Annotated in this window: 9 protein-coding genes; all 9 read right to left on the reverse strand. The window is 52.5% G+C overall.

Annotated elements, in window-relative coordinates; genetic code table 11:
• Positions 1-172 precede the first annotated feature (172 nt).
• The gene (locus AAY24_RS19135; protein ID WP_199930508.1) at positions 173-1,171 is read right to left on the reverse strand and encodes a hypothetical protein; all 999 of its coding nucleotides are present in this window, start codon (positions 1,169-1,171) and stop codon (positions 173-175) included.
• Between the two features lie 103 nt (positions 1,172-1,274).
• The gene (locus AAY24_RS06435; protein WP_046858986.1) at positions 1,275-3,425 is read right to left on the reverse strand and encodes a KAP family P-loop NTPase fold protein; all 2,151 of its coding nucleotides are present in this window, start codon (positions 3,423-3,425) and stop codon (positions 1,275-1,277) included.
• 130 nt (positions 3,426-3,555) lie between these two features.
• Positions 3,556-4,461, reverse strand: a complete 906-nt coding sequence (locus AAY24_RS06440) for a DUF7946 domain-containing protein (protein WP_046858987.1) — start codon at positions 4,459-4,461, stop codon at positions 3,556-3,558.
• A gap of 390 nt (positions 4,462-4,851) precedes the next feature.
• A complete protein-coding gene (locus AAY24_RS06445; protein WP_046858988.1) occupies positions 4,852-6,324 on the reverse strand; it encodes a sensor histidine kinase in 1,473 nt (490 codons plus the stop codon).
• Positions 6,318-7,025, reverse strand: coding sequence for a response regulator transcription factor (locus AAY24_RS06450; RefSeq protein WP_046858989.1), 708 nt, complete (start codon positions 7,023-7,025; stop codon positions 6,318-6,320). Before AAY24_RS06450 ends, AAY24_RS06445 begins: the two co-directional genes overlap by 7 nt.
• A gap of 175 nt (positions 7,026-7,200) precedes the next feature.
• Positions 7,201-7,473: a hypothetical protein gene (locus AAY24_RS06455; RefSeq protein ID WP_199930509.1), complete on the reverse strand. Its 273-nt coding sequence runs from the start codon at positions 7,471-7,473 to the stop codon at positions 7,201-7,203.
• Between the two features lie 200 nt (positions 7,474-7,673).
• Entirely contained in the window at positions 7,674-12,500 is a 4,827-nt protein-coding gene (locus AAY24_RS06460) for an NAD-glutamate dehydrogenase (RefSeq protein WP_046858991.1), read from the reverse strand.
• A 370-nt stretch (positions 12,501-12,870) separates the two neighbouring features.
• Positions 12,871-13,182 carry a hypothetical protein gene (locus AAY24_RS06465; RefSeq protein ID WP_046858992.1) on the reverse strand — a complete coding sequence of 104 codons (312 nt, stop codon included), beginning with the start codon at positions 13,180-13,182 and terminating at the stop codon, positions 12,871-12,873.
• 126 nt (positions 13,183-13,308) lie between these two features.
• Positions 13,309-13,905 (reverse strand): recombination mediator RecR, encoded by a 597-nt coding sequence (recR, locus tag AAY24_RS06470; protein WP_046858993.1) that lies wholly within the window; start codon positions 13,903-13,905, stop codon positions 13,309-13,311.
• Between the last annotated feature and the right edge of the window lie 13 nt (positions 13,906-13,918).

The following is a 13,918-nucleotide window of genomic DNA, read 5'->3' on the forward strand; positions in this document are numbered from 1 at the left end:
ATCCATCGCTTCAGCATGGAATATCCTTTTTTTCGTCATAAGCTGGATTACATATGTATTTGAAGCAGGGGCTGGTCAGTGCAGACAGCAAGTAGGGATCGACAGGGTCAGTGTCGTTGATTTCGACTTCAGCTATTAAAATCAATGACACTGACCCCATTGATTCCCGGTGTTATTTTTCCTGTATTGACTGGCAACTCCTGTAAACCATGTCAACAAAAGCCTTACGAAACTGTTTCCTGGCTTTGTTCGGCAATTTAGCACCTGATGTCAGTTGCAGTATCGCTGGCCAATATTCTTTTTCCAATCCTAGAAGCCACATCATATAAAGTTCATTTGATTGTAGCTGACTTTGGGGATACGGCATCAAAGGTAACATTGCAAAGCCCGAAAAATCCCCTTTGTATCTGTCGATAAATGCCTGTGCTTTGCTTTTTAGCGTAGGTACACCATGATTGGAAATCCACCTTTCAACTAAGGCTTCGTTATGTGGTTGCGGAAGGTGCAGATAGCTCCCTTCCAAAGGAACCAGCGGTGAATGGCTAAAAGCGTCCAATAAATCAACTATCGCCTCTTCCAAAGAGCCGGGATATTCCGGTATCTGTTTTTTGTGAACTCTTGAAGTAGAATTCGTAAGTCCATATAGGGAGCTTACTGTATGGTATCTCTGATCTACATTATCATACCAGCTGCCGGGCCGATCTGGAGATTTATATCTGGATTGCTCAATATGTCCTGCAATGGTTCGGGTAATTGATCCTTGCATACTGTCCGAACCGGCAGGAATGCCGGCTAATAAGACAGCAGCTTCACCACCAACATCGGGGTCAATAAATAATGGAGTAAGACTAGCAACCAATTCCAGCCTTGAATGTCGCTGCAAAAAGTCCAACGCCTCCTGCCGAAGATGAACACGATAGAAACCTTTATGACGTACGGCGGCAGCACCAATTCGATGAGAAGTCCAGTCACTTTGGTAACTCATGCGTTGCATGAGTGGTTTAGGTAATATTTTGAATTCTTTTTGAATACCGCAAACCACATCAATTGGAGTCTCTCCGGGAGGAATTTTAGTAGGACTACCATACAGCGGCAGCTCATCGTTTCCATTGCAACCGACAAGAAAGATAAGAACAATTACTAAAATAACTCTGACAAACTGTCTGGCCATATAAAACTCTTATTTAACTTCAGAATAACGCCTAACATCACCGGCAGCAAAAAGCAGCGCGAGGAACGAGCGGCGCTTTTTGTTGTCCGTGTGTATGTGTTTGTTAGGCTTTTTGTTCATCTTTTTCCAACAATACTCGACGATGAATCCATACAAACTGATGCAAAACGATTGATCTATCGTTTCTCTCAAAATCTCTTGGGTAATTTTCCTGATCATCAGGGATATTTCCTAAGAATGATTCGATAGACTTCAATATATACCCTGGATCAAAAATTCTAATTAGTGAGTTATATTGATCACGTTCAAAATCGGATTTATGTGAAATCCCTGTCTCCATACCCCAAGCTGTAGGTGTATAAGCATCGAGCAATCGTACAATTGCTGACTTATCTTTTTCAAGAATCGAGGAAATATGTTTGATAATCGATTCTTTCTTTGAATACTGGTTTAATATATAAAAAGTATGAGGCAAAATTCGTTTTTCTCCAGATGTAATATCGTTGACTGATTTAAGGTGATTATCTAAGCAATCCGCTAATTCTAAACCAATTTCTGCCACCTCTTCCGTAGAAAAAGCATCTTTCTCTGGTTTGTCATCTTCTTCTTTTCGTAACCATTTAAATATCTCAAGCTGAAACGCAGAAGTGGTGGTTTGCCTAATGCACCTTACAACATGATCAACTCTATTTTTCTTTTCCAATTTCTGGACAAGGTCGCTTACTAGCATTGCGGCTTGTGTATGCGGATCATCCCAGCCAAACATACTCTCAGGATTGGGGTACTCAGAAGCCAGTTGGCAAACTGCCAGAGATAGGTAGGTTGACTGCAACGCATTTAGTGAATTCGCTCTATTTCTTAGTTTACGAATTAGTACCCTTGAATTATCTGATGTAAGAACGTCGTGTAATGGGTTGCTTTCAGCGGAAATTTCTCCACCAGTTCCCTCTATAGTATTGATAAGCAGACTAATAGCAGCATCTGGAAAGTCTCCTTTTGGGACAGCGTAGGTAAAATAACGATCAAAGTACCCTTCGGCACAGATGCGCTGCCCATCATTCCATTTTTGATACCAGTCACTTCCATAGTGCATATTTCCGTATACTGCCTGTAGTTTTGGAAACATATTTTTCAGTAGTTCAATATAGCCAGACGTGACTTTTCCTGTTTTTGTCAATACCCCATCAATAAGGTCTTTGATCCTTTGTTTTTCTGGCTCTGCATTGTGATGATATGAGTCATGAAAAGTACCGACAAAAGAGTCTTTATTCTTGCGCACAATTTCATATAGTTCTGGTGCGAATGTCCGTAAGCCTTCTAACAACATTAAGTCTACTGGATTAACTTCACCTTTTAGTATAGGAAGGGAGAACATTAGGATATTACCGTAAAGTTTTGCTTTTCTAGGTGTTGTTAGGTTCTCATCAAAAGCAAGAGTAAAGTGCCTAACAAATTCTTGAACTTGTTGTTCTGATAGCTCGACTCCAGAAGTACTAAGTGCTTCATCGACACCCTGAAAACAAAACTGCCTTAAGTCTTTTGCCGGGACAGCAGGTAGATGTAATGGGACCTGTATTATTTTCTCCAAAAATTGCTCACCAGACTTTCCATTTGCTCCTGAATAATTCTCAGATAGTGAGGACGCAACAATATCCTTATCGAAGGCAAGAATGTAAGCGGTGAACCTAAAATCAGCAACAAGCTTTACCAGTTTAAATAGCGCTTGAATTTCGCTTTTCTCTAATCGGTCAACATCATCGATTATTACTAAAATTCGCTTTTGTGAATCCTCCAACTCTTTCTCAATGCGATTCCGTAGTTCGATGATGTCTGGTCCATGCAAAAATGCACCAACAGCCTCGCCTAATCCCTTCGCACCAGCTACCGATGCGATTCCGGGAGCTGTTTTTTTCAAAATGTCTTTAAACTTCTCACCTTGTGTTATTAATTTTGCATCCAATGCATCTGCTAATACATCAAAAAAACCAAGCAATAGGGATTCAACGCTGCCAAACAGCCATGGATTAAACCTGACCGTGATCGCCGAACCGTTTTCTTTTATTGATTCTTCGATGAAATTTAGTACTGATGTTTTACCATCACCCCACGGCCCGTAAAGCCCGATAGTTATAGATGAAGGCTCTTGTCGTTCAGAAATTACATTTGCGACTCTCGCGGAAAATGTCGATCGTGAAAACCTGTCTTCACTCACAGTGCGTACAGGTGAATCGCTTGAGTATTTTTCGCTGTCCATTTAGATTCTTTTCTAGCCTAACGCCAAGTTAACCTGACGAGACGGAGTTGTTTGATTTTGTGGTAGCGTAGCGTAAAGCCACAAAATCGAACGACGCAGCCGAGGTCAGGTTAAACTTTTTGTTATGCATTTAATTGAACCCTACGGAAGATACCGCCAGTATTTTGTAGCTTTTAAGATGACCTGTTTTGGTGGTTATCTTTTGGGCTTTGCAAAAGACCTCGTAAGGCTTTTCATCATAGTTACGTAATGCGTTTGCCTTTAGACTCTCTACCATATCCCGTATGACACTCTCACCTCTAATAGGCTCGGCCAATACAAAAGGAATAGATCTTTCCTGTGCTGGAACGTAAATACGTCCTTTAAACGTATTTGAGCTGTAGCTTGATACAAAACCACGTATTTCAATTACTTCGTCATTAGTGAATTCTTCAATGATGTACTGAAAGGTATCCATTGATAATGTGGGGTTAAGCGGAACATCTTGGTTATTGATGTTTGTATATATTTTTGCTGTCTTGGCTGTTTTGTTTTTGTAGATGGGTCGATGGATTTCGGTTATGGCCGTAGAGCACTTTTCGATCACCGAATCAAGTTGTGTCTCACGCACTTTCGGTAGCTCTATCTTGCTCTCTTCCGCTTCTTCATATAATTGGCCAAGAGATTTATCGTAATCCACATGAAAGCCCAAGCTTTGTGATATTACATAGTCGTATGCAGAATAGACTAGATGACCTAGAGGAGTATTATTGGGAGCAGTTGAAACATGATAGGCAGCTGTCCCTAATACAAGAATTCCAGCTTTAACCTTCCAACTCCCTTCTTCTGACGGGAAAGTATAAATTTTTGCCCCCTTAAGAGAAGGGGCTTGAACAATTACTTTTCCGTTAAGTATTAAGTGAGTTGTAATTGCAAGAGATCGTTGAAATCCGATGAGTGCTTGTGACACATCATACATATCAATTTCATGACCGTCTGAGTCATTACCTTCGTAAGACAACTCAAATTGAACATCATAATTTTTCATAGATTCCATTCACTTCCTGGTATTCGGATGCATAACAGCTGATTATTCTTCTCGCGCATCTCATGAGAAATGCGTCTCGCGCGAATATTGAATAAAACGACTTGATGTTCTATGCATTATATTTTCCACCAGGTAGAGAATCCCCAGCATTAGAGGCCAGTGCGTTTTTCTCTGCGCCAACCCACCAAGCCGATAAACCTTAAATTCTCAGTAGGTTATCAAACAAAATGGAACAGGTGAAATAATTTCTCGTTCACGCTGGAGGGATACTGGATCTGGGGTAGAGATTGCTGTTGGCTTTGGGGATGGCGGCAACAGCACCATAAGTTACCGTTTATTTAGGCATGCATACTGGCAAATATTTGTTGAGGATGAATGACTGCTTGTCAACAGCAGTAATCAGCCCTGCACCAGGGGCAGTATGAAGCGGAAGATAGAGCCGTTATCCGGTGTGGAGTCCACGCGGATCTCACCCTGTTGCAGGGTAACGATACGCTTGGCGATAGCCAGGCCCAGGCCGGCGTGCTGGCCGGATACACGCTTTTTGGCGGACTGGTAGAAGGGATCGAAGATGTGAGGCAGCTCTTCGGGGCTGATACCGCAGCCGGTGTCTTTCACAGCGATGGCGACGCCGTTTTGTTCGACGCTCAGGTCAAGCTCGATACGGCCCCCTTCACCGGTGTGGGTGAAGGCGTTTTCAATCAGGTTTTCCAGCACCCGCTCGGTCAGGCCGATATCGGCATAGACAAACGGTAACGCCGGGGGGGGATTCATGGTGAGCTGGATCTGTTGCTGTTCGGCACGCAGCTGGTACTTCTGCACTACGTCCTGGACCAGTTCGGCAGCAGCAAAGGGCTCGCAGTGGGGTTGGGTTTCCCGGGCATCCAGGCTGGCCAGTTCAAACAGTTCGGCCACCTGCCGGGAGAGGCGGCGCGCCTGGCGCAGGGCGATGGCGGTGTACTCCTGCCGCTCGGTTTTCGCCATGGTCTCCCCTTTCAGCTCCAGCGACTCCAGGTAGCCCAGCATGGAGGCGAGCGGGGTGCGCAGGTCGTGGGAGACCTGCGCCACCAGTTTGCGCCGCAGGCTGTCCTGCTCCTTGAGTTGCTCCAGCTGTTGCTGAATATGTTCTGCCATCTGGTCAAAGGTGAGACCGAGCCGGTCCACCTCGTCACTGGGCTGTTTCTGTTCCAGCAGGTAGGGTTGATGGGAGTTGAAATTGCTCTGGTGAAAGCTTGCCATCAGGCTGGACAGGCGATGCAGCCGACGGGTCAGCAGGCGTAATACGATCAGTCCCACCAGCAGACCAAGCCCCAGGCTGACCACCACTGCCCAGCCGCTGAGGCGCAGGAAGTAGCTCTCCCGCACCATCTTGTCCACCGAGTCAAACTCCTCACCCCGCAGCACCACGTAGAGATAACCTTCCGGGTGCGCCGAGGTGGGAACAGGCGTGACGGAGAAGGCCTTTTGGCCGTCATGGCTGCGGGGATCATCCCCCAGCAGCGGATACTCTTCCGATCCCTCCAGAAAGGCGCTGATCGGCCCCAGGGAGACATGGTTGCGCTTCACCTTGCCGGGATCGGCCGAGTAGGAGAGTATCTTGCCCTCCAGGTCCAGCAGGTAGATCTCGATACTGGGATTGATCACCATGTATTGGCGGAACGTCTCTTTCAGCGCCTCCTGGTTGAGTCGCCCCTCCTCCACCAGGTTACGATCCGCCACCAGGTTGCGGGCCAGTCCCTTGTTGAAGGATTGATTGACCTCTTGCAGATAGTATTTGGTGGCGGTGGTGCTGATGAGCGCGTACAGCAGGCCGATGGTGACGAACAGCAGCACCAGTCCGACCGCCAGTTTTGCGTAGAGTGTCCTCAGCATGTCTCGGCGAACTTATAGCCCACACCCCAGACGGTCAGGATGTATTGGGGGTTGGCCGGGTCCGCCTCGATCTTGGTGCGCAGCCGGTTGATGTGGGTGTTGACGGTATGCTCGTAGCCTTCGTGGTTATAGCCCCAGACCGAATCCAGCAGCTGGATACGGGAGTAGACAGAGCCGGGGTTACTGGCGAAGTGCAGCAACAGATCAAACTCCCGGGCGGTCAGCTCCACCGGCTCACCCCGCACCCGCACCTGGTGACGGGTCACGTCGATGACAATATCACCCCGGTCGATGATCGCCTGTGCCGGTTGCTGCTTTTTGGCTGCCGAGAGCGCTTCCGTGCGGCGAAACAGCGCCTTGATGCGGGCCAGCAACTCCAGCACGCTGAACGGCTTGGTGAGATAGTCGTCGGCGCCCATCTCCAGCCCCACCACCCGATCCAGTTCGGAGGATTTGGCCGTGAGCATGAGAATCGGCACATAGCCTTCCGCGTTACGAATTTCACGGCAGACAGCCAGACCATCCAGGCCCGGCAGCATCAGGTCCAGCACCACCAGGTCGTAATGGCCTTTATGAAAAGCCGTCACAGCCGCATTGCCATCGCCGATGATATCTGCCCGGCAGTCGATATCGTTCAGATGCAGTTGCACCAGACGGGCGATATCCGGGTCATCCTCGACGATCAGCACCTGATGGGTCATGGGTGGCTCTCACTCCGCCGCTTACATTGGGGATATGATACATGGCGTGTTGTTGGCTGACCAATGGATCGCGGCTGTTCGGTTTTCTGTTGCTTTACGCCTGCGGCTGGTCGGGCCTGCCGGGCAGTGGTGGAATTTGTTGGGTCACACCCTGCGGGTGAACCCAACCTCCCGGTTACTTTTTCATCTTGTCGTCCATCATGGGTTTCTTGTCCATGCTGTCCATCTTGTGATCCATCATCGGCTTTTTGTCCATCTTATCCATCTTATCCATCTTGTCATGCATCATCGGTTTCTGGTCCATCTTGTCGGCCATCATGGGTTGCGAGACACCCATGACCGGATGTCCGGCACTGTCGGTCACCATATTGCCGGCAACCGCCGCACCGGTAGCGGATAACAGCAGGGCCATGGAACAGGTTTTCAGCATTGTGGTTTTTTTAGACATGATCGTTCTCCCTTCGGTTGGATGTTTGCCCTGGGGCAAATCGTCAGCCATACCTGATCATTTGAGATGACCAACGCTGGCATGGAGCTATTAGACAGGGGAGAGATCCAGAGCGGATCACGGAAACTTCACAATTTGATAACGGTGCAGGGTGCCGGAGTCGGTTGACGCCGGCATCCTGCACCTTTTTCCAACACAGTTCAGACTTCTGATTTCAGCAATCCGCCCACTCCGGCCACCACCACTGACATCATGGCAAAATCCACCGAAGTGCGCGCCTTCAGGTCGGCGATTGTCTTCAGGTGCCGATCATAGGCAAAGTGGTACTGCTCAGCCCACTGCTCGATCATCTTCCGCGCGCTTTTCTGCTTCTTCACACTGACCAGTATCTGGGAGGTGAGATCCCGCTGATGCTTGTTCAGGGTATCGATCAGGCGGGTCTTGGCCATGCTGTGCCAGTGGGTCTGCTCGGCCAGTTTTGAGATCTGCTCCCGCACCCAGTGGAACTCCAGCGTGGAACCGAGGTTGTAGTAAACTGAACCGACGGTCTGGATCTTCTGACCACGCAGCTTGGCCACTTCCACCAGGTCCATGGCGGCGGACAGCATCACGATCCGACTCACCTGTTGCGCCACTTCCCGTGGAACACCAGCGTTCAGGTAGTACTTGATCTGGCGATTGAGTACCAGCCGATCCTTGGCGGCCAACGGTTTTGGCATCAGCTCGATCAACTCCTGCACACCATCCTGGAAGTAATCCACCAGGTCCCGTACCACTACCCGGTCATGCCGGGCACGCAGGATCCAGACTACGCTCTGCTCGATCAGGTGGGCGATCATGCGCATCATCTCCATCTGCACTGAAGCGGCCACCTGGTTATCCAGTGCCTCGATGGAGCGCCATAGGTCGTCAATGGAGAAGATCTTGCTGGCCGCCAGGTAGGCCCGGGTCACACCGGCGATATTGGCCCCCATCTCTTCCCGCATGCGATAACCGAAGCCCGGGCCGATCTTCTCCACGATGCTGTTGGTCAGGTGGGTGGAGATGATCTCCCGTTTCAGCTGGTGCGCTTTCATCTCCTTGCTGAAACGCTCCCCCAGTACCTTGGGGAAATACTCCATCAACTCGGTTTCCAGAAACGGATCATCCGGTATGTCGGAGTGGATCAGGGCCTCGAAATAGGTCATTTTGCTGTAGGCCAGCAGCACCGCCACCTCCGGCTTGGTGAGACCCTGCTTGGCCGCCTTGCGCTCGGCAATCACTTTCTTGCTGGGGAGGAACTCCAGCTCCCGGTTCAGCCGCCCTTCGGTCTCCAGATAGTCAATAAAGCGCGCCTGTTCATTGAGCCGGTCAGCCGCATTGGAGACGATCATGCTGATCGACTGGGTCTGGGCATAGTTGTCCATCAGCACCAGCCGGGCCACTTCATCGGTCATCTCCGCCAGCAGCTTGTTACGCTGCTTTTCAGTCATGTCGCCGTTGGCAACGATCTGGCCCAGCAGGATCTTGATATTGACTTCGTGGTCGGAACAATCCACCCCGGCGGAGTTATCAATGGCGTCGGTATAGATCAGACCACCCTTGGAGGCGAACTCGATCCGGCCCAGCTGGGTGACACCCAGGTTGCCGCCCTCGCCCACCACCTTGCAGCGCAACTCATTACCGTTCACCCGCAAGCCGTCGTTGGCCTTGTCACCCACATCCTCATGGCTCTCCAGTTCCGATTTGATATAGGTGCCGATGCCGCCGTTCCAGATCAGATCGACCGGGGACTTGAGCAACAGGTTGATCAGTTCGGTTGGGGTCATCCGGTCCACCTTGGCGCCGGTCATCGCCTTCACCTCGTCCGTCAGGGTGATGGACTTGGCGCTGCGGGAGTAGACCCCGCCCCCTTTCGAGATGAGCTTTTTATCGTAGTCAGTCCAGTTGGAACGGGGCAGTTTGAACAGCCGCTTCCGCTCCTTGAACGACACTTCCGGATCGGGATCGGGATCCAGGAAGATGTGCAGATGGTTGAATGCCGCCACCAGCTTGATATGGCGGGAGAGCAGCATGCCGTTACCGAATACGTCGCCTGACATGTCGCCGATACCGAGCACCCGGAAATCGGTGCTCTGGATATCAATACCCAGTTCGCGGAAATTACGCTTCACCGACTCCCAGGCACCCCGGGCAGTGATACCCATTTTCTTATGGTCGTAACCGACTGAACCACCGGAGGCGAAGGCATCACCCAGCCAGTAGCCGTAAGACGCCGCCACGCCGTTGGCGATATCGGAGAAACTGGCGGTGCCCTTGTCCGCCGCCACCACCAGGTAGGGATCATCCTCGTCGTAGCGCACCACATCGACCGGCGGTACCACGGCTCCATCTTTCAGGTTGTCGGTGATATCCAGCATGCCCTGGAGCAGGGTGCGATAACAGTACACCACTTCCTCCATCATCGCTTCCCGGGCCAGCCCGTCCAGGGGGCGCTTGACAATGAATCCGCCCTTGGAACCGACCGGCACGATCACCGTGTTTTTCACCATCTGCGCCTTCATCAGGCCCAGCACTTCGGTACGGAAATCCTCCATGCGGTCGGACCAGCGCAGACCGCCACGGGCCACTTTGCCGCCGCGCAGGTGTACACCTTCCATGCGGGCAGAGAAGACAAAGATCTCAAACATGGGCATGGGCAGCGGCATGCCCCCCACCTGGCGCGGGTCCACCTTGAATGAGATATAGGATTTACTGTTGCCGTCGGCATCCTGCTGGTAAAAATTGGTACGCAGGGTGGCCTGGATGATATTCACGTAACTGCGCAGAATGCGGTCCTGATCCAGACTGGCAACCGATTCCAGCAGGGTTTCGATCTTCTGCAGAATGGCGTCCAACTGGCGGTTTTTTGCCTTGCGGCGCGGATTGAACTTGACCGTGAACAGCTCCACCAGCAAACGGGTGATCTCGGTATTGCGGGTCAGGCTGTCGATAATGTAGGAGCGGCTGAACGGGAACTTGATCTGCTTGAAATAGCGGGCATAGGCGCGCAGCAGCACCACCTCTTTCCAGTTCAGTCCGGCGCCCAGAACCAGCTGGTTGAAGCCGTCGTTCTCCACCTCACCTTCCCACACTTTGAGGAACGCTTCATGGAACAGCTGGCTGATCTCGTCACTGAACTCATCCTGACCACTGGAGTACTTCATGGAGAAGTCGTGAATCCACACCGGTCCGCTGGGGTGACGAACCCGGTAAGGCCGTTCACCAAAGACCGTCAGTCCCATGTGCTCCAGGATCGGTATGACGTTTGACAGGGGCACCGGGTTGTCCGCCGAGTAGAGCCGGCAATGGACGTACTTGGAGGACTCCAGAATGGGCCGGTAAAAACTGAGATCCAGATGACCGCTCTGGCGCGCCTGTTCGATCCGGGCCACGTCTGTCGCCGCCGTACGTGGGTAGTAGTCTTCCCGGAAACCACTCGGGAAGGCGTTGGCGTAACGCTTATTGTATTTGGCACCCCGCTCCTCTCCATACTGCTCGATCAGAGCGACACGGAGTTCATCGTGCCAGGTGGTGGTGGCATTGACCACCATCGCCTCCAGCTCTTCCAGAGAGCACTCCATCTCACTGCTGGGCGAGGTGTGGATGATCATGTGGATACGGGCCAGGGTCGATTCCGTGAACAGGGTGCTGAACTCCACTTCGGTGCCATCCATGGCCGTCATCAACACTTTCTGGATACGCAACCGGAGCTCCCGCGAGTGACGCTCCTTGGGCAGATAGATCAGACAGGAGTAGAAGCGTCTGAACAGATCCCGGGTAACAAACAGGCGGGTACGCTGTCGCTCCTGCAGACCGAGAATGCCCATGGCGAGCTCTTCCAGATCATCCACCGAAGTCTGGAACAGGGCGTCCCGGGGCAGGGTGGTGAGGATATTTTCCAGCGCCTTGCCGGAGTGGCTGTAGCGGGAGAGCCCGGAGCGGTTGATCACCTCGCGGGTTTTCTGGCGCAGCAGCGGAATATCCTTGGGTTGGCTGTTGTAGGCCACCGAGGTAAACAGGCCCAGCAGGCAGTAGAGACCGTTTACCCTGCCCTCCCTGTCATGGCGCTTGATACCGATAAAATCCATATAGGCCGGCCGGTGCACCGTGGAGCGGATATTGGACTTTGTCACCACCAGGAAATCCTGGGTCGCCATGTAGGCCTCGCCATCCACCGGGATCACCTTGCCCGCCTCCTGTTCGTTCAGGCAGGACTCCCGGAACAGCCCCAACTGGGACGCCTTATCAAGCCGTAGCGTGGCAGTTCCATCCACCTCCTGCAGATCGAACTCACAATAGGCCAGGAAGGTAAAGTGGTCATCACTGATCCACTTCAGAAAGGCACTCAGCTCCGCTTGCTCGGTTACATCGACCGGCAGTGTGGCGGTGTCGAGAATTTCACGTATCGTCTCGGTACGCTCCTTCATGGGCAGCCAGTCGGCATTGGCGTAGGTCACATCCCGAATCACATTCCGAATCATTTTCTCAATCGCCTGAAGCACTTCGGGTGCGACCTGCTTATCCACCTGGAAGTGGATCAGCGATTCCACTTCGCCACCCTCTTTGCTCAGCGGCTTGATTTCACGCAACTCACCGGCATCATCCCGCACGGTGCGGACAAGTGGATGGATGGTGAGATGGATAGTTAGCCCCATCCGGTTCAGCCCCATGGAGAGGGAATCCACCAGAAACACCCGATCGACGGTGACTATCTCGATAATGGTGTGGGGCGACTGCCAGCCGTGCTGTTCAAATCGCGGGTTGTAGACCCGCACCGTGGGTCCATCCCGGTTCCGTTCCTTCAACAACTGCCAATGGGCGATCACTGCACCCACCAGATCGGCAATGGGGGTCGACTCCAGGTCAGACACCGGGATATGGCGATAATAAAAACCGAGCAGTTGCTCGATCTGGGCGCGGTCCTGTTTATTGAATCTGGCGTCGGAATAGCTGGCCAGGTTATCCAGCATTTGTTGCAGCAGGGTATTCCCTTTATGGATGGTCATTTGCCTTCTTTTCCAGTGCAATGGACAGAGTAATGCGATCGTTATTTACAGTGACCCAAAGTTGTTTTTTATTGTTTCCACTAAGTTTAAACGTAGCGCAGAGCCAACCCTTTATCCAGCAATAGCCGGGAAACAGCGGGCGCCTCTTGGGACGCCCCCATAATAACACTCTCTATCGGCTTAAGCCCTGCCCAGACCGCAGCCGTTCTGCAGCGGCAGAAACCGGACCGGTTGACCAGCAGATCACGCTTCAGACCAGTTTTATGAGTGGGGAAAAAGATGGCAACAGGGGGAGGTTTGGCCCGCAACTGTCCCCGGGATTACGGGAACAGTCGGTAAAGCGGGTACGGGGATACGGCAGCAAGTTGGGTCAGGCGTACTCATCCACGCCCAGCATGCGGCTCACCTGCTCCCGCTCCTCCGCATCCTCCAGGGTGCGGTAGGCACGCAGTGCCTGACGGGTTTTGGCATTGATGCCGTCATCAGCAAGGTTGTGCTGGTATAGCAGGCCGGCGCGATTCTCCAGACCGATACGGGGCTCCCCCACCGCTACGACGGCCCGTGCAGTCACCGGCTGGTCGTGACGATGCAGTGACTCCTCAGCCGCGCTGGCCGGTTGGGCCGGAGCCAGTGCCCGGGCGATGCCAGGATCAAAGAAGTTGCTGCCGATGGAGTTGACCACGGGTGAACTCGTCAGCAGCGCCCGCTATGGGCCGGACGGCCGAAGGGGTCTGTCAGTAATCTCCAGTCGATTGGGGTCACGCGCTTCCCTCCTTACTGATCGTTTTACATCCTCAAACGGGTGGCGTCAAAATTCCCGTCGGCCGCTAAAGGCGTGGGAGAGCGTGCCACCATCCACATACTCCAGATCTCCGCCCAGGGGTACGCCATGGGCAATACGGGTGACCCGTACCCCTCTGGCCCGGGCCATTTCGCCGATGTAGTGGGCCGTCGCCTCCCCCTCCACGGTGGGGTTGGTCGCCAGGATCAGCTCCTGAATATTGCCCTCCGCCAAGCGGCGCTCAAACAGATCCAGGCCGATCTCCCGGGGTCCGATACCATCCAGCGGAGAGAGGTGACCACCCAGCACGAAATAGCGTCCGCGATAGTCGGTGGCCTGCTCAATCGCCACCACTTCGGACGGGGTCTCCACCACGCAGATCTGCCCGTCATCCCGGCGGGGATTGCTGCACAGGCTGCAGATGTCGGTCTCGCTGAGGGTACGGCAGCGGCTGCAGTGGCCGATACGCTCCATCGACTCACCCAGCACGCGGGACAGCTGACGACCGCCTTCCCGGTCTCGTTCCAGCAGATAGAAGGCCATGCGCTGGGCCGATTTCGGTCCCACACCGGGCAGGCAGCGCAGGGCCTCCATCAACTCTTCCAGCAGTGGACGATTGGTCATGGTGCCAGCAGAT

Origin of the sequence: Sedimenticola thiotaurini (assembly GCF_001007875.1) — a bacterium.
Taxonomy (GTDB): domain Bacteria; phylum Pseudomonadota; class Gammaproteobacteria; order Chromatiales; family Chromatiaceae; genus Sedimenticola; species Sedimenticola thiotaurini.